This is a genomic window from Dermacoccus sp. CCH2-D9, assembly GCF_001556795.1.
GTDB lineage: Bacteria > Actinomycetota > Actinomycetes > Actinomycetales > Dermatophilaceae > Dermacoccus > Dermacoccus nishinomiyaensis.
This window is the reverse complement of sequence record NZ_LSJT01000049.1, coordinates 36,346-56,670: the sequence shown is the minus strand read 5'-3', so window position 1 is coordinate 56,670 and position 20,325 is coordinate 36,346. Positions and strand designations below refer to the sequence as shown.

Genomic DNA, 20,325 nt, shown 5'->3' with positions numbered 1-20,325 from the left:
CAGCGCGCGGTCTCGGCTCCGAAGGAATCAGTCGACGTCGATCGGTGACGCGGCCACCTTCGGCGCGTCGTCGTGGCGCAGTTCGTGCTCGAGCGCCTCGAGTTCGCTGACGCCGGCCATCTGCGCCGTCAGCTCGTCGAGGCCGATCTCGCGCTTCGACGCATCGAGCGTCACGCGGCCGAGCTTCAGGACGACAAAGTGGTCGCCGACCAGGTAGGCGTGGTGCGGGTTGTGCGTGATGAGCACGACGCCGAGGCCGGCGTCACGCGCCGCCATGATGTATTTCAGAACGACGCCGGATTGCTTGACGCCGAGCGCGGCCGTCGGCTCGTCGAGGATGATGACCTTGGCGCCGAAGTAGATGGCTCGGGCGATGGCGAGACACTGCTTCTGCCCGCCCGAGAGGCCACCGACGGGCCGGTCGAGGTCGGGCACGGCGATGCCCATCTTCGTCAGTTCCTCGTCGCAGACGGCCTTCATGCGCTTGATGTCGAGCGCTCCGAACGGGCCCTTCGTCAACTCGTTGCCGAGGAAGAAGTTGCGCCACACCGACTGCAGCGGCGCGAGCGCGAGATCCTGGTACACCGTCGCGATACCGGACGAGAGCGACTGGCGCGGTGACGAGAAGTGGCGCACCTCGCCGTCGACGACCATCTCGCCGCTCGTGTAGTCGTGCAGGCCCGACATGATCTTGATGAGCGTCGACTTGCCGGCACCGTTGTCACCGAGCACGCACGTCACCTGGCCGGGCCGGACGGTGAGGTCGACGCCGCGCAGGGCGTCGACGTTGCCGTAGGCCTTGCCGACGTCGACGAGCTGGACGATGGCGGTGTCATCGTGGGCGTTCACGCCGGTGGCGCCCCTCGTCTCGCCCGCGCTGTCCGCGCCCGAGGAGGCCGTTTCACGTGAAACATCAACCGCGGGGGACGCAGTGCGCTCAGCCGACGCTGTTCGGGCCTCTTCGGCCGCCTCGCGCCGGAAGGCAGCGTCATCCGGCGTCACCGACTGCGTCGCGCCAGCAGTTTCGCCCGCGCCCGGCGTTCCCGTCGCGCCCGGGCGGCGGCCGTCGTCACCGGTCTTGATGCGGATCATCGGGCGTCCGCCTTTCGCTTGACGTAGGTGTTGAGGAGCACGGCGGCGAGCAGCATGACGCCGAGGAACGCCTTGAACCAGTCGGGGTTCCAGCCGGCGTAGTTGATGCCGAGCTGCGTCATGCCGAACATGAGCGCACCGAAGCTCGCACCGACCGCAGAGCCGTAGCCGCCCGTCAGCAGGCAGCCACCGACCACGGCCGCGATGATGTAGATGAACTCGTTGCCGATGCCCTCACCGGACTGCACCTGGTTGAACGCGAACAGCAGGTGCATGCCCGACAGCCAGGCGCAGAACCCGACGAACATGTAGAGCCCGACGCGCACCTTCCACACGGGCACACCGACGGCGCGGGCCGCTTTCTCGTCGTCGCCGATGGCGAAGATCCAGTTGCCGACCTTGGTGCGCAGCAGCACGAAGGCGGCGATGATCGTCAGGATGATCCAGAACAGCACCGGGATCTTGAGGTTGACCGGCCCGATCTTCATCGAGGCCGCGAAGAATGCGTGCGCGGAGTCGAAACCGGCCATGTCGGAGATGTCGTTGCTCGCGACGCCACCCGTGACGGAGCGCGTCACGCCGAGGTTGACGCCCTGCAGGACGAAGAACGTCGCGAGCGTGATGAGGAAGCTCGGCAATCCGCTGCGGTTGAGCATGAACCCGTTGAGCGCACCGATCGCGAGCGCGATGAGCAGGCTCAACCCGACTGCGGCCCACACGTGGAAATTGAAGTACCAGGCGAGCAGCGACGCCGACAGCCCCGCCGTCGTCACCGCGACACCGGCCGACAGGTCGAACTCGCCCGCCACCATGAGCAGCGCGACGGGCACGGCCATGATGCCGATCGTCGCGGACTGGTAGAGGATCGTGCCGGTGTTCGCCATGTGACGGAACGGCTCGGCGACGAGGAGGAAGAACACGGCGATCGCGAGAACCCCGAACAGGGCACCGATCTCGGGGCGTGACAGGTAGCGCGCGAGGACGTTGCGGTTGCGGACGCGGTCGTCCGCTGAGCTGGCGGGCGCGGGCGTCGCCGGTGACGAACTCGGCTCGCTCGACGTGGCAGGAGTCGACACGCGAGGCTCCCTTTCGAGTGTGCGGGCAGGCGAAGGGGTACCTTCACCGTCCTTCATCGTAGAGGACAGGTGTATCGAACCGATACATTTCCCGACCGCGCCGCGCGGCGCTCACTCACTGAAGGACGACGAGGACGTCGCCCTCCTGCACGACGTCACCGGGCTGGACGCGGATCTCGACGACGGTGCCCGGCTCCTCGGGGACGACGGGGATCTCCATCTTCATCGACTCGAGCAGGACGAGTTCATCACCTGCCTCGACGCGCTGGCCGACGCTCACCGCGATGGAGTGTACGTTCGCGACGAGGTCGGATGCGATGTGTTGTGTGCCCATGCCAGCATCGTGGCAGAGGCGCGCTGTTACCCGCGCGTTCGCGGCGTCCAGCCGACGAGGCCGTTCGTCGAACCCGTGACGGGATGGGTGAGCGCACGGTGACGGCCCGTCAGTGGACTTGCCGACGGTTGCATTTGCGACGAGGGCGCTGACGGCGAACTAGACGGCGACGGCGACGCCGACTGCTGTGACGTCGAACCCGCCGAGGCTGCGAACATGGGGAACGTCTTGCCCATCCACGTGAAGACGTCGGGGAACGTGCTCTGCCACACGCCGACGCGGTGGCCTGCGTGAGGCAGATCGACCTGGGTGACGTCGTACGCCGTCGCCGCCTTGATGAACGCCTCGCTGGAGGCGCCGGACAGCTTGTCCGCGCCCGAGACGAGCACCCACAGCGACTGCGGGTGCGGGTTCTTCTTGACCTGCGCGATGAGGTCGTAGCGCTCGGGAACCTTGCCCTTGAACGGGTGCCACGTGTCGAACTGCGGCGAGTAGTACCCACCGAGGCTCGCGCCTCCCGCGTACCGGTCGGGGTGCAGGATCGTCGCCATCGACGAGCACCAGCCTCCGGCCGAGACGCCGATCGTCGTCCACGCCTCACGGCTGGCCTGGGCGCGGAAATTCTTCGTGATGTGGTCGGGCACGATCGACGTCAACCACGTCTCCATGTTGAGGCCGCCGCCGTCAACGCACTCGGTGTCGATGCCACCCGGCATCTCCTGCGGCACGATGATGATGGCGTCGCGCATCGCGCCGCGGCTCACCGCCTCACGCAGCGAAGCGTCGAGGTGGAACACGCGCTGGTAGTCGAGGGTGCCGCCCGGGATGCCGTGGAAGGCCTCGATGACGGGGTACGTCCGCTTCGTGTCGCTCGTGTACGACGGCGGCAACCACACCATGACACGGCCGATGTCGTTGCCCTGCATGCGAATACCGGGCACGTTGATCCTGATCCACTGCCCCGTCGCGGACGGCTTGAGGTGAAGGCCTGCCTCGTAGCGAGCGCGCTGGGCGGCGTACTTCGAGTCGGCGGCGGCGTCGCTCTCCTGCGCCTGCTGCGCCGCCTCGCTCTTCTGCTCCTGCGTGCGGGCCTGGCCGTGCGTGTGCTGCTCGATCGTGAGCGGCGTCCCGGTGACGGCGGCCTGCACGTCTTGCCAGGACGAGTACCACCCGTATTTCGCGTTGAGCGTCACGACGGCGGCGAGCACGAGGACGAACGTGCTCGTCAGCATGCCACCGAGCCGCATCGCGATGTGCTTGGGCGACTTCGTGCCGAACGCATGGCCGCGCAGCGCCACGAACAGCGTGATGAGCAAGCCCAGAATCCAGATCACGACCGCGAACGTCATGCTGTCCGGCTCGATCATCTCCCCGCCCTTCCCGTGGGGCACCTCGCGGTTCGAGGCACCATCGACGGACCCTCCCCAGGCCCAGCGCTCAGCGCATCACACTCAGGTGGGTGCCAGCTGTGCCACCGCCGAACCAGAGGTGGACGCGCGATGTGCTGGGAACGAAGAGCCGGGGCCGGGCGGGGCTCAGCGGCGGCCGGACTTGGCGTACTTCTCGACGTCGGCGACGTTCGACTTGTCAATGAACGCCGGGCCGGTGAGCACGGGTTCGCCACCGCCGACGATGTTGCCGTTGTTCTTGCGCAGCCACAGCGAGTCGACCGCGAGGTATCCCTGCAGGTACGGCTGCTGGTCGACGGCCCACTGGATCGTGCCCGCCTTGATCGCGCCGAGCACTTCGTTGCTCGTGTCGAACGTGTAGACCTTGGCGTCCGAGCTCGCGTCCTTGACCGACTTCGTCGCCGCCATCGCGTACGGGCCGCCGAGGCCGAGGACGGCATCGATCGTCTTGTCCTGCTGCAGCTTGCTCGTGATCGCACTCTGCACGCTCGGCATGTCCGTGCCGTTGACGTAGATGTTCTCCGTCGCGGCGAACTTGCTCTTGACGCCCGCACAGCGATCCATGTGGCCGACGTTGCCCTGCTCGTGGATGACGCACAGCACCTTCTTGGCGCCGCCGCTCTTGAGCTTGTCGCCTGCCGCCTCGCCGGCGATCTTCTCGTCCTGGCCGAAATAGCTCTCGACGCCCATCTTCTTCCAGTCGTCCAGGCCGCCGTTGAGCGCGACGACGGGGATGCCCGCCTTCTTCGCCGCCTCCACGGAACCCTTCATGGCGTCCGGCTTCGCGAGCGTCAGGGCGATGCCGTCGACCTTCTTGTCGACGGCCTGCTGCACGAGGTTCGACTGCTTCGAGCCGTCCGGGTCGGAGGTGTACTCGAGCTTGACGTTGTCCTTCGCCGCCGCATCCTCGGCGCCCTTGCGCACGATGTCCCAGAACGTGTCACCCGGGCCCGAATGCGTGACGAGAGCGACCGTCATCGTCGGAGTGTTCGCGTGACCGGCGTTGTTCGACGCCTCCTCGACCGCCTTGCGCCCACCCGTGGAACTGCACGCGGCGAGCGAGGTGGCGAGCACGGCGACACTCGCCATCGTCAGGGACTTGCGCATGTGGATGATCCTTCTCCGGGGCGCCGACGGCGCGGACGTGACTATCAGCGTCCATTGTGCCCCACCTGATGTCTCGGTTCGATACATCGCGGGTCGGCGGGGTGCCTGTGTCGGCGGTGAGGCATGGGTGCCCGGTGGGCCAGGGCGCTGTCAGGATGGCGGTTAACTCACGCGTCGGCAGGCAACTGCGCGCCTACCTGTGAGTTACTCGCCACCTCGTGGTGCGGGTGAAGCGACGTTGCGCCCGCGTCGGCCCGCACGGGCGTCGAGGAGTGCCCAGGCGATCCACAGCGCGCCGGCGACGACGTACGTGTTGCCCAAGACCTTCTGGACGAGGCTCCACGACAACTCGGCGTCCTCGTAGTGAGGTGGCCACCACGTCGAGCGCGAGACGAAGACGAACAGCCACAGCATGAGGAGCGCACCCGTGGCGACGGCCCAGCCGGGCGCACGCTCGGCGGCACCGATGCCCCGCGCGTCGCCATGGTCTACGTCATCGGCCACATGCTCGCCATCTCCCCCGCGCGCACCCCGGAGCTGACGGAGGAGCGCCGCCACGAGCACCAGAGCGGCCGGCCACGCCCAGACCCAGTGATGGCTCCACGAGATCGGCGACATCGCGAGCATCCCGAACGACGCGGCGATCACCGACTCGAGTTCACGACCGCGACGGTGGAGGTAGGCAGCCGCGACGAGCGCCGCCAGACCCGCGAGCGCCTGCGCCACGAGGACGACGGCGTGCGGCAGAGGCTCACCGGCCCACCGCGGCAGCACCCCGGTGAGGGCCTGGTTACCGGCGAAGAAGGCCGAACCCACGCGCGACGGATCGCGCACCGCATCCGTCCAGAAGACCGCCGCGCCATGCGGATTGAACAAGAACCCCACCGCGACGGTGGCGGCGAACGTCGCGCACACCGTCGCCGCAGCCCGGAACTGCCGCGTGAACACCAGATAGGCGACGAAGAACAGCGGCGTCAGCTTCAACCCCGCAGCCAGACCGACCATGACACCGCGCGCACGATGACGGCCCGTCAGATCGAGCAGACACAACGCCAGCACGATGAGGTTGACCTGCCCGAACGAGAACGTCGCCCACACCGGCTCGAATGCGATCGCCAGCACGCCGACCGGGATGAACCACCACCGCATCCCTCGGCCACGACGCCCGAGGCGGGACGCGGCGGACAGCGCGCGCCGCGTGACGAGCATGAGCGCGGCGCACGACATCGCCGTCACGAGCGTGGCTGCCACGGGGAACGCCAGGTGCCCGAGAGGCGCCATCACCATCGCGCCGAAGGGCGGGTAGGTGAACGGCAACGACGCGACGGGGTACTGCTGGTCGTAGAGGTCGGGCGAGAACGCGTGCCGAGCCCCCAGGAGATAGACGCGCAGATCGATGAGCCACGTGTCCGGATCTTGCGCGGCCAGCTTGTGCAGGATGAACGCGGTGACGGCTGCGATGGCGAGCAGCGCCCCGGCGACAAGCGCGGCCCCGGAGCGCATCCGGGTGCGACGGTCAGAGGAGCTGGCCTCGGTCGGCGGCTCGGAATGCACCGGATCGCGAGCCGGGGGTTCGACCATGGTTCTCGTCATGGGACGTCGACGCGCGCGGCGAGATCGGGGTAGGTGAGCACGAGGCCGTGATCGTCGACGGTGAGATCGACGCTGACGTCGCGCGTCGCCGAGCGGTAGTGCACGACCGAGAACACACGCGGGTCGAGCACCGTCATCGCCTCCGTCAGCGCCTGCGGACCCGACGAGTACACCTGCGGCGACGGCATGACAGCGAGATCCGGAAGGCGCACCCACGCCGTCGTGATCGGCCGTTCCCCGACGCCGGCAGCGTCGACCCCGAGACGACGGATCGGCATCGTGTTCGTCACCGGGCAGCCGCCGAGGTCGACGTCGACGGCGTCGCTGAGGAGCAGTTCCATGCCGTCCTCCATGCCGAGCGGGGCCAGCCAACCGGGCGCGTCGCCCGACCCGTCACCCTCCCAGCGCCACAGCGAGCGAGCTCCGTCGTCACGGCGCCAGAGGTTGAGGTGGCGTTGCCACACCCGCTCCCGCCAGCCGCCCTCGTCCGCTGTTTCACGTGAAACGTCGTCGGTTTCAGGTGAAACAGGCACGTAGCCCTCCGCGTCGAGCGTCACGAACTTCGTGCGCCAGCGTGAATCCACGACGAGATCCCACTGCACGCGCCACGTCTCCGTGGACTGACGTCCGGTCGCGACGAACCCGCCTTCCTCGGCGAAGTCGATCGACGCCACGTCAAGACGCGTCTCGTCGTCGAGGCCCTGCCACGCCACGTCCACTGCAGTCATGGCACCAGCTTGTCAGGCACGCCAGCCGTGACGGCGGCAACACGCCCGTCGCAGTCCACGTCACCCGCCATCGGCGCGCGACGCGCACCCGCGAGAACACGAATGACGCAATGACAACACGAACAGCGCAATGCCCCCGTCAGCCCTGCGACTCCGGCTGCTGCGCCCACCATTCACGCAGCCGCTCGCTCGCGACGTCCTTGCCGATGACGCCCTCATCGAGACGCACCGCGAGCAGGTGCTTGTAGGCACGCCCGAGTACCGGCCCAGGCTTGATGCCGAGGACGGCCTGGATCTCGTTGCCGTCGAGCTCGGGCCGCACGGCGGCCAGCTCCTCTTCGGCCTGAAGGCGCTCGATGCGCGCCTCGAGGTCGTCATAGGTCGCTTGCAGCCGGGCTGCTTTGCGCTTGTTGCGCGTCGTCGAATCCGCTCGCGTCAGCAGGTGCAGGCGCGACAGCAACGGCCCTGCGTCCGTGACGTAGCGGCGCACGGCCGAGTCGGTCCACTCACCGTTGCCGTAGCCGTGGAAACGCAGGTGCAGCTCTACGAGACGGGAGACCTGCTTGATCGTCTCCTTGTCGAAACGCAGCGCGCGCAACCGCTTGCGCGTCATCTTCGCGCCGACGAGTTCGTGATGGTGGAAGCTCACGCCGCCACCCGGCTCGAAACGTCGCGTGTCGGGCTTGCCGATGTCGTGCAGCAGAGCCGCGAGGCGCAGCACGAGATCCGGCCCCTCGACCTCGGTCGGCGCCTCGACCCCCGGCACCTCGCGCGGTCCCTCGAGCGCCATCGCCTGCTCGAGCACGATGAGTGAGTGCTCGTACACGTCCTTGTGACGGTGGTGCTCGTCGATCTCGAGCGCGAGCGCCGGCAGTTCGGGCAGCACGTGTTCGGCGATGCCCGACTCGACGAGCAGTTCGAGCCCTCGGCGCGGCGTCGGTGACATGAGGAGCTTGACCAGTTCGTCCCGCACGCGCTCGGCCGAGATCATCTCGATCGACGCGGCCATTTCGCGCATCGCCCTGAACGCTTCGGGCGCGACGTCGAACCCGAGCTGCGACGAGAAACGTGCCGCGCGCATCATGCGCAGTGGGTCGTCACCGAACGAGACCTCCGGGTCGGTCGGGGTGCGCAGCATACCTGCAGCCAGGTCGGCCAGACCGCCGTACGGGTCGACGAACGTCAGGTCGGGCAGGCGCAGCGCCATCGCGTTGACGGTGAAGTCGCGGCGGACGAGATCGTCGTCGAGCGAGTCACCGAACTCGACCACCGGCTTGCGCGTCTCACGGTCGTAGGCGTCGGCGCGGTAGGTCGTGATCTCGACCTGGAAGCCACCCTTGCGCACCCCGATCGTGCCGAACGCGCGGCCCAGATCCCACGTCGCGTCGGCCCATCCGGCGACGATGCGCTCGGTGTCATCGGGGCGGGCGGACGTCGTGAAGTCCAGATCCGGCGAGGTGCGGGCGAGGAAGGCGTCGCGCACCGGCCCACCGACGAGAGCGATCTCGTGCCCGGCCCCGGCGAACAGCTCACCGAGCTGCCGCAGCAGCGGCATGACCGGTTCGAGATGCGCGATCGCTGTCCCGAGCATCCTCGCCCCCGACGCCGGAGGCGCCGCGGTCGTGCCCGTCCGGGCGTCCTGCTGGGTGGAGGTGGAGGTGTGCGTCACTGGTCAAGGGTATCCAGTCGCCCACCTCGGGCCGCACCCCCGTTGCGCTGCCGCGTGATGGCTGCCGCCACGCCTGAGTGGTGGCCGTCGCCTCGCGTCCAGCGCCTCTTCGCAACGGGCTTCCTCAAATGGAGTCGTTGCGATGAACGATGCGGGCGATCGTCGCCCCCCCGTCGCCATGTTCCACGTGAAACATCGCTTCGTCCTCGCTCGACGTCGGTCACATCCACGCCAGCATCGAATCGACGGTCCCCACATGAGCATCTCAGCAGACGTGCCGCCGTTCCCACCCGCTCGGCGCATCCTCGCGGTCGCTACCACCTACGGTGCGGTCGCGGGGGCGGTGGCCGGCCTCGCACTGACCCTGATGAACGGTGCGCAGCACCTCATCTGGCACGGGGCCCACAGCCCCCTACGATCTGCCGCCACCATCCTGCTCGGCGGTGTCATCATCGTGCTGCTGCGGCGCAAGGATCACCACCTCGACGCCCTCGACTCCCTCATCGCCGAAGCCGAGGATCCCGTCGCCGTGCACTGGCGGCGCACGCTCCACCTGTGCGCCCTCGGTGTCGTGGCCGTCGGTTTCGGCGGCGCCGTCGGCCCGGAGGCTGGGCTCATCGCCGTCGTCACCGAACTGTCGACGATCCTCGCGCGCCGCATCACCTCGATGCAGGAGCAACACGACGTCGCGACGCTCGTCGGCGCCGTCATCGCTTGTCTGTTGCCGGAGCGCGAGCAACACTGACGGGGCACCCGCAGGGCACCCACGAACGGCCGCGACGGACGTCAAGACCGAGCGCCGACGAGTTTTCCGCATCATGCCGGGGCCTGCGGGCGAGCGCGGGCGCAAACGCCGAACCCTCTCGTTAAGGTATGAGAATGACCGTCTCCTCGCACCGCGTGCACCGGGCTGCGCGCCTTGCGACGCTCGAGGAGATCTCTGCGGGCGGGGTCGTCGTCGACGTTCGCGACCACCAGGCCTATCTCGCTCTCATCGCGCGCCACAATCGCGCCGGACGCGTCGAGTGGTGCCTACCGAAGGGCCACATCGAAGCCGGTGAGACGCTCGTCCAGACCGCGGAACGCGAGGTGGAGGAGGAGACCGGCATCAAGGGCCGCGCCCTCGTGACGCTCGGCGTCATCGACTATTGGTTCTCCGTGCCCGGCTACCGCATCCACAAGATGGTGCACCACTACCTGCTCGAAGCCGTCGGAGGCGAGATCAGCATCGAGAAGGACCCGGACCACGAAGCCATCGACGCGCAGTGGTTCCGCCTCGACCGCGCCCACGAACACCTGACGTTCCCCAACGAACGCCGCATCGCCGCGACGGCGTGGGCCCGCCTGACCGGTCATTGAGTCGATGATCATTGAGTCGATGACGAGACGAGCCCACCTCGCCGCGTTCTCGGGCCTGCTCGCCACCTGCCTGGCAAGCGGCCCGCCATGCCTGACGAACACTGCCGCAGCGTCGACGGTGGCGAACATGTCGTCCGTGGCCGGCATGTCGGCCCATGCCGCGAGCGCCTCGCGCGTCGCGACCAAGAGTTCGGCGCAGAGCGGTCCGATCGCTGTGTCGCTGACGGGCTCGACACCCCCCACCCTGAAGAGCGGCGACTCGCTCTCGCTCAGCGTGCAGGTGCGCAACACGGGCTCGACGCCGCTGACGAACGCGACGGCCCGCATCAGCGTCGCCAAGCGTGCGCTCGACACGTTGGAGGTGCAGTCACGCTGGATTGCTGGCGACGTCGCGATGACCAACCCCGTCACGGCGACGACCAAGGTCACGACGCTCGCACCGGGCGCGAGCACGAACGTCACCGTGACGATCCCGGCGAACCAGCTCGACGTCAGCTTCTCGATGGCGACGATGCCGCTGCAGGTCGATGTCACCAGAGGCGGTGCCACCGCGACGATCCGCAGCTTCGTGACGACGCAGGCCGATTCGACGACGTTCACGCCGATGTCGACGTCCGTCGTCATTCCCATCACGCTTCCGGCCGACCCGAAGCTGTTCACCGCGAGCGGTCGCGAGCGCTTCGACGCGTGGAACAAGGCCATCGGGCCGGACTCGGACATCCAGCGTCTCCTCGCCTCGAACCCGGGTGCCCCCGTCACGTGGATGATCGACCCGGCGGTGCTCGATCCCGCTGCGGCACAGGACGGTTCGCTCCCGACGGAGGCTGCCGAGGACCGGGCAACGACGTCGACGCCCAGTTCGTCGAGCTCCGCGTCGGTCTCGCCCGGTGACACGGGTTCCGCCGGCAGCACGCCGTCCTCGTCCTCCGCGTCGTCGACGGCGAGCACCGGCAGCGCCTCGCCCAGCAACACCGCACCGAGCGGGGCATCGACCTCGTCGACCTCGTCGAGGGACGCGTCCTCGTCGCCAAGCAGTTCCTCGTCGAGCAGCTCGTCCTCGCAGGATCCTGCTCCGGCGACGACCGTCGAGGCACTCGCGGCCGACCTCGTCGCGACGTTGAAGGACCGTCCGAGCGGTCAGCAGGTCGTATTCACGCCCTACGGCGACCCCGACCTGTCGTCCCTGACGGCGGACGATCGACCCCCGGGCAGCGACGCCGTGCTGCGGCGCGCACTCGCCCGTCCACTGTCGCCGGCGTTGAAGGAACTGTCGACGACGGTGGTCGCCGCGCCGGCTGCGCCGCTCAGCGTGTCGGCGACGAACCGGTTGTCGCAGGTGTGGTCGTCGGTGCTCGGCGGCAAGCCCCTCATCATCACGCCCAACGTCACGCTCGACGGCTCCGACTTCGTCTCGGCCTCATCGGCGGCGCGGCGCAGCACGTCCGGCATCCCGATGATCGGGTACACGAGCGCCCTCAGCGCGCCGCTGAGCTCGGACGGCGCCGACAGCGACGTCGAGGCCGGGTTGCGCGAACAGGCCGCGGGTCTCGCTCTATACCAACAGTTTCCGTCGGCCGACCGCAGCCTCATGGTCATGGGCGATCGGCTCGGCACGACGTCGCCGTCGCGCCTGGCGCAGGTGCTGTCGGCCATCGACACGGCGCCGTGGATGACGACGAGCGCCCTCGACGTCTCGAGCAGCCGCTCGGCGGGCACCGTGGCCAAGCTGTCGACCGAGGCACCTGCCTCGGACGGCGTCTGGCCCCGACCCAGCACCCAGGCCTTCGATGCGCGCGACCTGCAACGCGCATCGCGCACCCTCGCGTCGCTGACGCAGGTGGCGGGCGCGGTCGTCGACGGTGACGACATCGTGCCGGCGTGGAGCCGCAATCTCGATCAGCTGACGAGCACCCGCTGGCGCGGCACCTCGCCGGACGTCGACGAGCTCGTCCAGCACGCCTCCGCCGCCGTGTCGACGATCCCCGAGCACGTCAGCGTCGTCCCGGCGCGCATCAACTTCTTCTCCGACTCGGGCACGATCAGCGTGACGGTGAAGAACGACCTGGCGCGCGACGTCAAGGACGTCAGTCTGACGCTGACGCCACGCACGTACGCGGTGCAGTTCCGCTCGCAACCGGAGCCCGTGACGATCAAGGCGAAGGGCCAGACGACGGTGCGCGTTCCCCTCGCCGCGCAGGCTGCGAGCCTCGTCGACGTCGACGCGCGCCTGACGGCCGCGAACGGCGTCGCGCTCGGCCCGGACACCTCTGACACGTCCCCGTTGCGTATCAACGCGCGTCCGACGGGTACCTGGATCTTCTGGGTGCTCGGTATCGTGGCGTTGCTCGTCTTCTGCTACGGCCTCGTACGCGGCAGGAAGGCGGGAACCCGCCGACGCGATGAGCTCGCGCGGGACATCCAGCTGGAGGAGTAGCCGATGTCGAACGCCGAACCTGATCCGTCGCGCCCGAACGGCGCGGCGTCCGGATCGCTCGGCGCGATGTACGAGACGGCGGTACGGCACACCATCGCGATGCCGAACGTCGCGGGTACGAGCATCGGTTCGGCCTACGAGTCGTGGTTCGAGGCCGACCAGGAGGCGCAGTGGTTGCGCAACCTCGAGTCCACGCGCAGCCACGCGAGCAGCGACCACACGCAGGTCATCGACCTCGGCGCGGTCGACGCCTACCGCGAGCGCCGCGAGGCCGAGGACGCCTGGAACCTCGAGGCTGACGACGCCCTGGCCGTCTCCGGCAGACCCGGCGCCCAGCGAGGCTCGGGCGCCTCTCGTGTTTCACGTGAAACACGAGGCGCGCAGACGGCCGCCATCCCGACGACGGGGGCTGCGGGCCCGGCGACCGACGCCGTCGAGACGCCCGCCGACGGCCCCCAGACCGCAGCGGCGAAGTCCTCGGGAACAGGCGGGGTTCTGCGCAACAGCGCCATCATGGCGGCCGGCACGCTCGTCTCACGCATGCTGGGCCTGCTCCGTTCCGTGCTGACGGTCTGGGCCCTCGGCTCGACGACGGGCATCGCCAACACGTGGGCGACGGCCAACAGCCTGCCCAACATCATCTACCTGCTCCTGGCCGGCGGTGTCATCAACGCCGTTCTCGTCCCGCAGATCACGCGCGCGCTCGAGCACTCCGACGGCGGCAAGGCCTACACGGACCGCATCGTCACGCTCACGCTGACGATCCTGCTCGGCGTCACCGTCATCGGCATGGCCCTCGCCCCGTGGGTCTACCAGATCTACGACCACAAGAACGTCACGGGCGACAAGCTCCACGTCGCCACGGCGTTCACGCTCATCTGCCTTCCGCAGATCTTCTTCTACGGCGTCTACACGATCCTCGGTCAGGTGCTCAACGCGCGCGGACGCTTCGGGGCGTTCATGTGGAGCCCTGCGCTGGCGAACGTCGTCATCATCCTGGGGCTCGTGTGGTTCATCGCGGCGTACCCGCACGGTCAGAACGGGGTTCCGCCGTACTCGGGGTGGACCACGGAGATGATCCTCGTCCTCGCGTTGCCCGCGACGCTCGCGATCGTCGCTCAGGCCCTGGTGCTCGTCCCGGTGCTCAAGCGTGGGGGGTACTCGTTCACCCCGAACTTCAAGTTCCGCGGCGTGGGTCTGCGCAGCGCTTCGACGATGGCCGGCTGGGCGTTCGCGGCCGTCATCGTCCAGCAGCTGGGCCTCATCGTCACGTCCCGGCTGCTCAACTCCCAGCCTGACGGTGAACCCGGAAAGGGAGCGCAGGATCAGGCGTTCCTGCTGTTCACCCTCCCGCACTCCCTCATCACCGTCAGCCTGGTCACCGCGCTGTTCACGCGGATGTCCATCGCCGCCGGCCGCAACGAGACAGACAAGGTGAAGGACGACATGACGACAGGCATCCGCCTGTCGGGCCTTGCGTCGGTCATGCTGACGTTCGGCTGCTTCGCGCTCGTCTTCCCGCTCGTGTCGGCCATGTTCGGCGCGGATCCGGACACCCGGTGGGCCATCGGCTCGATGGCCATCGCCATGCTCGTCGGCCTCGTGCCCTACTCGCTGTGCCTCGTCATCCAGCGCGTCTTCTACGCCTACAACGACGCGAAGACCCCGTTCTGGATGCAGATCATCTGCACGGGGATCGCCGTCGGACTGACCGTGCCCTGGTTCTTCCTGCAGGACACGACCATCCTCGGTCACCCCGGCGCCCACTGGGTCGGCGTCGGCGTCGGTCTCGCGCAGACGATCTCCAACGTCGTCCAGGCCGCGGTGGGTTTCGTCCTGCTGAGGCGACGCTTCGGCGCCGTCGACCTGTCGGAGACGGTGCGCACCTACGTCCGTCTGGCGATCGCCGCGATCATCGCCACCGGCGTCACGTTGCTCGTCAGTTTCCTCATCCACCAGGTCGCGCCCGTCACGCGTGTCGAGAGCCTCGTCGAACTGCTCATCATCGGCCCCCTGTTCCTCGCCGTGTACTTCCTCGTCGCGAGCCGCCTGCGCGTGCAGGAGATCAACAGCCTGCTCGGCCCGATCACCCGTCGTCTGCGTCGAGGCTGACGCCCCCTCGCGGCCGTGACGCGTCATCGTCACGGCCGTTCGCGGCGACGCCCCCAGACCTCGCCGCGCCGAAGGGACGCCGTACCGCGTGGTTGCCCGGCGGGCTGCTTAGGATGAACCGAGCCAGGCGTCTCAGCGACGCGCGGGCCGTGGTTCATCGACGCGACGAGGAGTGCGAGTGCAGGGCATCACGAAGGGCACGGTGCTGGGCAACCGGTACGAGCTGACGTCCGAGATCTCGGACGCCCCCGGTCTCGCACGCTGGATCGCGCGTGACGAGAAACTCGGGCGTGACGTCGCCATCACCGTCGTCGGGTCGCGTTCGGCGCACGCCGACGCGGCGCTCGACAGTGCCCGCCGCGCCGCGGGCGTCGAGGACCCGCGCCTCGTGCGCGTGCTCGACGCGGGGCGTGACGACGAGTTCGCGTACATCGTCGAGGAGCCGCACACGGGCGCCTACAGCCTCGCCGACCTCGCACGCTTCGAGCCGATGCATCCCGAGGAGGCGCGTCGCATCGTCGGTGAGACGGCGAGCGCCCTCGAGGCCGCGCGTCAGCGCGGCCTGCACCACCTCATCCTGACGCCGCGTCACGTCCTACGCCTCGCCGACGGTTCCATCGCCGTCACCCAGGTCGCCGTCGGTGGCTCTCTCGCCGGGCGTGACGACGTCTCCAGCTCCGAGGCGACCGCCATCGACACGCGTGCGCTCGTGGATCTGCTCTACACGGCCTTGACGGGCACGTGGCCGGGCGACCCGAAGGACATCGAGGGCCTCAAGGGCATCGAACTCGCGCAGCGTCGCGCCGACGGGCAGATCGCGACACCCGCCGAGATCGTCGACGGCGTGCCGAGTGATCTCGACGCGATGTGCCGCCAGGTCCTCAACACCGGTGACGGCCCGCGCACGCCGGGCGAGGTCGCGCGTCAGCTCGCGCCGTGGTCGGCGCAGATCATCACGGCTCCGGGCCGTGGGCGACGCAGCGTCGAAACCGACGACGACACCGCTGACGAGCCCGAGTCGACGTTCGTCGTCCGCCGGGCCGACGAGCGCGCGGGTTCCGGCGACGGTGCAGGCAAGCGCTCGGCCGTCGGAGCCGTCGGTGCTGCGGCCCTCGCAGCGGCAGGTTCGAGCAAGGGTGGCTCGGACAAGAGCGCCTCCGGCAAGGCCGGTGCGACGAGCAGCGGCGTGAGCACCGCCAAGAAGAGCGGCACCAAGAACGGTTCGTCCTCCACCGACGACGTGCGCGGCGACGACGCCACCGACCCCGGCGCGAAGCCCGCGGTGGCTCTTCCGCGCAAGCCCGCCCCGCGTCGTGTCAACGAACCTGACCCCGCCGACGCGACGATGGTGGGCCGCCCCGTCGCATTCGACGCGGACGAAACCACGCAGTTCAACATCGACGACGAGGACGCCGCGTACGCCCGCACCTCCTACGACCCGTCGTTCGAGGAGCTCGAGCCCCCGGTACCGGGGTTCAACGGCGGCACCGACGACCCTGACCCGGCGAGCAGCAAGCTCGCCCTCGTCCTCGTCGGCCTCATCGTGCTCGGTGCGCTCGTGCTCGCCATCTTCGGGCTCCAGGGCATCGCCGGCAGCTCTGACAAGCCGGACGCCGCCGCGAAGCCCAGCACGACCGCCTCGTCGCCGAAGGGTTCGAGTGCGCCGTCCTCTGCCTCGAGCGCTGCCCCGGCAGGAACCCCCGTCCAAGCCGCCGGAGCCACGCTCGTGAACGCGCAAGGAGCGCGTCAATCCGGCTCGCTGGCCGCGGCCAACGCCATCGACGGCAACCCCGACACGGTGTGGATGAGCCTGCGCTACCGTCGCGCCTCCTGGGGCGGCGACCCCGACATGGGTGGCGTCAGCATCGACCTGGGTTCGCAGACAGCCGTCAAGACCATCAAGGTGACGCCCGGCAAGCGCACTCCGCTGACCGCCGACGTCTACGTCAGCGACACCCCCGGCAAGACGGGCACGAAGGTCGGCTCGATGTCGAGCGCGACGAGTGAGCAGACGCTCTCGACGAACGCGTCGGGCCGCTATGTCACTGTCTTCATCCCGACTCAGACGAAGCCCGCCGGCCAGTCGTACTACGAGTCGTCGATCGCCGAGGTCACGGTCTCGAAGTGAACGGATCAGTGCTTCGGGACAGTACCGACGAAGAACTTGTCCAGGCTCATCGTGAGGGTGACCCGGACGCGTTCGGCGTGCTGTTCGAGCGCTACAAGGACAGGATGTGGGCGGTCGCCCTGCGCACGACCCGCGACCCGGAGCTCGCCGCGGACGCCGTGCAGGAGGGTTTCCTCGCCGCGTTCAGACGCCTCGAGTCGTTCCGCGGTGATGCGAAGTTCTCGACATGGCTGCACCGCGTCGTCGTCAACTCCGCACTCGACCGGCTGCGCCGACTGAAGCCGACGCAGGAGTGGCCCGAGTACGACATCGCCGACACGCGGGACGCGCATGCGCAGACCGACGTCCGCCTCGACGTCCGTCAGGCCCTTGCGCAGCTGCCCGAGGGGCAGCGCCTGTGCCTCGTCCTCGTCGACATGGAGGGTCTCAGCGTCGCCGAGGCCGCGACGCACCTCGGCATCGCCGAGGGCACCGTGAAGTCGCGGTGTGCGCGGGGGCGCACTGCCCTCGCGGGCTTGCTCGCGGATCGATGACGCCGAGGCGTCATCCCGAAGACGTGGCTCACGTCACGGAACCACCGTGCCCGCCTGCGCGTCAGACACAATGAAGCGCCCGTCCACGCTCATGAGAGGAGGCATGACATGACCCGCAACTTCCGCGACGAGTGGGAGGCGTCCGCACACGCCGACGACCAACCGGTCGCGTCGGCCGAGGTGCAGCAACAGATCGCTGCCATGCTGCGGACGGAGGCCTCCCGTGACGCTTCCCGCATGCCCGACGACGTCGCCACGCGCGTGCGCGACGCGCTGACGAGCGCGTCCCGTGAGGCGGGGGTGCCCTCGGACGAGAGGCTGTCGGACGTGCGACGTCCGCCCGAAGATCTCCAGCGCGATGAGCACCCCAGGGTGCCCCCAGCGGTGCCGCTGCCGCAGCGTCCTGGAGCGCAGCGGCGCCCTGCGGCCCCGGCTTCCGAAGGACAGATGAATCCTCCGGCGGCGTCGCAGAGCCCGTCAGGGGCCACCGTCACCTCCCTGGACGGCCACCGTCGCCGACGCACCCTCGGGCGCGCGGCGCTGGCGCTCGGCGCTGCGGCGGCCGTCGCCATCGGTGCGGTGACCCTCGTGACGAACCGGGACGAGCCCCATCCGAGTGCCCAGCCCACGGCAAGGGCGTCGATGGAACCGGCCGAGGAGAACTACGCCTCACGCGTGCGTGTCACGCAGACGCAGACGAAGTACACGTCGACGGATCTCGCGACGCAGGCTGCGGCGCTGCGGACGTCGAAGTCGCCTGCGATCGAACCCGCGCAGGCCAACGCGCAATCCCTGGGCCCCCTGGCCACCGGCGAGGGCGTGCAGGCCTGCCTGCAGGCCGTCGCGAAGGGCGTCATCGAGAAGCCCGACGCCGTCTACGCCGACTTCGCCACCTACGACGGCACCCCCGCCGTCATCGTCGTCGCCGTGAAGGGCCGCACGTCGACGGCCTGGGTCGTCTCGCGCACCTGCAGCACGGCCACCGACCTCGAGGCGGGGCCGACGCCCGTCACGATGTGAGGGTCGGGGTCGACGGTTTCGCATCGACTTGCTCGCCAGCCCGGGGGCTCGACGCCGGGGTACGCCTCGGCATGCGCTCGGAATGTCCCACGACTAGAGTGCGTTGTGCAGGGTGACAGCGGGCGCGCGACAGCGCCGAGACCTTCCCCGGGCAGCCCGTGACAAGACAACGAAGGAAGCTTCCGTGAGCGACCAGGCCGTGCGCAACCTCATCATCATCGGCTCCGGCCCCGCCGGGTACACCGCCGCCGTCTACGCGGCGCGAGCCAATCTCGAACCGCTCGTGTTCGAGGGCTCCGTCACCGCTGGTGGCGCCCTGATGAACACCACCCAGGTGGAGAACTTCCCCGGTTTCTCGGACGGCATCATGGGCCCCGACCTCATGGAGAACATGCGTGCGCAGGCCGAGCGCTTCGGCGCCGAGCTCGTGCGTGACGACGTCACCTCCGTCGATCTCACCGGTGCCGTCAAGACGGTCGTCGACGGCGAGGGCGCCACCCACCGCGCGAAGGCCGTCATACTCGCGATGGGCTCGGCGTACCGCGAACTGGGCCTTCCCGACGAGAAGCGCCTCTCCGGCCACGGCGTCTCGTGGTGCGCGACGTGCGACGGCGCGTTCTTCCGGAACCAGGAGATCATCGTCGTCGGCGGCGGCGACTCGGCCGTCGAGGAAGCCACCTTCCTCACGCGCTTCGCCGCGAAGGTGACGATGGTGCACCGGCGCGACGAGCTTCGCGCCTCCAAGATCATGGCCGAGCGCGCCGAGAACGACCCCAAGATCGAATTCGCCTGGAACAGCGAGGTCGTCGCCATCCACGGCGAGGACAAGCTGACCGGCGTGACGCTGCGCGACACCGTCACCGGTGACGAACGCGAGCTCGCCGCGACCGGCCTGTTCATCGCGATCGGCCACCTGCCGCGCAACGAGCTCGTCACCGGGCAGATCGAGCTCGACGACGAGGGTTACGTCGTCGCGCAGGAGCGTTCGACGCACACGAACGTCGACGGCGTCTTCGCGTGCGGCGACCTCGTCGACCACACCTACCGTCAGGCCATCACGGCCGCCGGTTCGGGCTGCTCGGCAGCCCTCGACGCCGAGCGCTTCCTCGCCCACCTCGACGCGGCCGGCGAGCCCGCTCCCGACGCGTCCCTCACCGCGGAGCCGCAGGGCGCCGACGCGGCGCGCTGATCATCTTCGACCGACCAAGAACCATCGACCACGGGTGCCGCTTCGCCGGTGCCGGCACAGAGGAGAACATCATGGGAGCTACCAAGCCCACCACGGACGCCACGTTCGACGCCGACGTCCTGAAGAACAGCAAGCCCGTCCTCGTCGACTTCTGGGCCGAGTGGTGCGGCCCCTGCCGCGCCGTCGCGCCGATCCTCGAGGAGATCGCAGCGGCGAACGCCGACAAGATCGACGTCTACAAGCTCAACACGGACGAGAACCCGGCCATCTCCGCGAAGTACGGCATCACGGGCATCCCGACCATGAACGTCTACCAGAACGGTGAGGTCGTCAAGACGATCGTCGGCGCCATGCCGAAGCCGAAGCTGCTGCGCGAGCTCGAGCCGTTCCTCGGCTGAACCGAGCCGCATCACGACACTGTCGGGCGCGCAGCGTCCGACGACGAAGCCCCGGCCCACCAGACATGGTGGGCCGGGGCTTTTCGTCTCTACCCCCGTGCTGCCCTCCCCTTGCGCCCAGATGCACCCGGGTGCACTTGGAGG

General features: G+C 69.0%; 17 protein-coding genes. 9 read left to right on the top strand and 8 right to left on the bottom strand.

Going from position 1 to position 20,325, the window contains the following annotated elements; all coding sequences use genetic code 11:
• Positions 1–27: 27 nt before the first annotated feature.
• The 8 genes from AX669_RS04605 to AX669_RS04570 all read right to left on the bottom strand — a co-directional run bounded on the left by AX669_RS04605 (position 28) and on the right by AX669_RS04570 (position 8,930).
• Positions 28–1,092, bottom strand: a complete 1,065-nt coding sequence (locus AX669_RS04605; RefSeq protein WP_082740588.1) for an ATP-binding cassette domain-containing protein — start codon at positions 1,090–1,092, stop codon at positions 28–30.
• Positions 1,089–2,168: an ABC transporter permease gene (locus AX669_RS04600; protein WP_038566229.1), complete on the bottom strand. Its 1,080-nt coding sequence runs from the start codon at positions 2,166–2,168 to the stop codon at positions 1,089–1,091. Before AX669_RS04600 ends, AX669_RS04605 begins: the two co-directional genes overlap by 4 nt.
• A 115-nt stretch (positions 2,169–2,283) precedes the next feature.
• Complete coding sequence (locus AX669_RS04595) at positions 2,284–2,502, bottom strand: biotin/lipoyl-binding carrier protein (protein WP_006944789.1); 219 nt, start codon at positions 2,500–2,502, stop codon at positions 2,284–2,286.
• Between the two features lie 26 nt (positions 2,503–2,528).
• A complete protein-coding gene (locus tag AX669_RS04590; RefSeq protein WP_197418855.1) occupies positions 2,529–3,836 on the bottom strand; it encodes an esterase family protein in 1,308 nt (435 codons plus the stop codon).
• A gap of 201 nt (positions 3,837–4,037) precedes the next feature.
• Positions 4,038–5,018, bottom strand: a complete 981-nt coding sequence (locus AX669_RS04585) for a sugar ABC transporter substrate-binding protein (protein WP_197418854.1) — start codon at positions 5,016–5,018, stop codon at positions 4,038–4,040.
• Positions 5,019–5,222: 204 nt separating this feature from the next.
• Positions 5,223–6,611 carry a glycosyltransferase 87 family protein gene (locus AX669_RS04580; RefSeq protein ID WP_082740587.1) on the bottom strand — a complete coding sequence of 463 codons (1,389 nt, stop codon included), beginning with the start codon at positions 6,609–6,611 and terminating at the stop codon, positions 5,223–5,225.
• The gene (locus AX669_RS04575; RefSeq protein WP_082740586.1) at positions 6,608–7,339 is read right to left on the bottom strand and encodes a putative glycolipid-binding domain-containing protein; all 732 of its coding nucleotides are present in this window, start codon (positions 7,337–7,339) and stop codon (positions 6,608–6,610) included. The genes AX669_RS04580 and AX669_RS04575 overlap by 4 nt, the downstream gene beginning before the upstream one ends.
• Positions 7,340–7,478: 139 nt before the next feature.
• Entirely contained in the window at positions 7,479–8,930 is a 1,452-nt protein-coding gene (locus AX669_RS04570) for a CCA tRNA nucleotidyltransferase (RefSeq protein WP_062256903.1), read from the bottom strand.
• A 334-nt stretch (positions 8,931–9,264) separates the two neighbouring features.
• Between AX669_RS04570 and AX669_RS04565 the strand changes: the two genes are divergently transcribed.
• From AX669_RS04565 to trxA, 9 genes are all read left to right on the top strand, one after another.
• A complete protein-coding gene (locus tag AX669_RS04565; RefSeq protein WP_062256901.1) occupies positions 9,265–9,753 on the top strand; it encodes a hypothetical protein in 489 nt (162 codons plus the stop codon).
• Positions 9,754–9,887: 134 nt separating this feature from the next.
• Positions 9,888–10,367 (top strand): NUDIX hydrolase, encoded by a 480-nt coding sequence (locus tag AX669_RS04560; protein ID WP_006944822.1) that lies wholly within the window; start codon positions 9,888–9,890, stop codon positions 10,365–10,367.
• A gap of 19 nt (positions 10,368–10,386) precedes the next feature.
• Positions 10,387–12,801: a DUF6049 family protein gene (locus AX669_RS04555; protein ID WP_156444926.1), complete on the top strand. Its 2,415-nt coding sequence runs from the start codon at positions 10,387–10,389 to the stop codon at positions 12,799–12,801.
• A gap of 3 nt (positions 12,802–12,804) precedes the next feature.
• The gene (murJ, locus tag AX669_RS04550) at positions 12,805–14,913 is read left to right on the top strand and encodes a murein biosynthesis integral membrane protein MurJ (protein ID WP_082740585.1); all 2,109 of its coding nucleotides are present in this window, start codon (positions 12,805–12,807) and stop codon (positions 14,911–14,913) included.
• 178 nt (positions 14,914–15,091) lie between these two features.
• Positions 15,092–17,041, top strand: coding sequence for a protein kinase family protein (locus tag AX669_RS04545; RefSeq protein WP_062256897.1), 1,950 nt, complete (start codon positions 15,092–15,094; stop codon positions 17,039–17,041).
• Between the two features lie 8 nt (positions 17,042–17,049).
• Complete coding sequence (sigM, locus tag AX669_RS04540) at positions 17,050–17,574, top strand: RNA polymerase sigma factor SigM (protein ID WP_062256895.1); 525 nt, start codon at positions 17,050–17,052, stop codon at positions 17,572–17,574.
• A gap of 108 nt (positions 17,575–17,682) precedes the next feature.
• The gene (locus tag AX669_RS04535; RefSeq protein ID WP_062256893.1) at positions 17,683–18,594 is read left to right on the top strand and encodes a hypothetical protein; all 912 of its coding nucleotides are present in this window, start codon (positions 17,683–17,685) and stop codon (positions 18,592–18,594) included.
• Between the two features lie 184 nt (positions 18,595–18,778).
• Complete coding sequence (gene trxB / locus AX669_RS04530; protein ID WP_062256891.1) at positions 18,779–19,783, top strand: thioredoxin-disulfide reductase; 1,005 nt, start codon at positions 18,779–18,781, stop codon at positions 19,781–19,783.
• Positions 19,784–19,854: 71 nt separating this feature from the next.
• On the top strand, positions 19,855–20,181 hold the full coding sequence (gene trxA / locus AX669_RS04525; RefSeq protein ID WP_006944697.1) for a thioredoxin: 327 nt from the start codon (positions 19,855–19,857) through the stop codon (positions 20,179–20,181).
• The last annotated feature ends 144 nt before the right edge of the window (positions 20,182–20,325 follow it).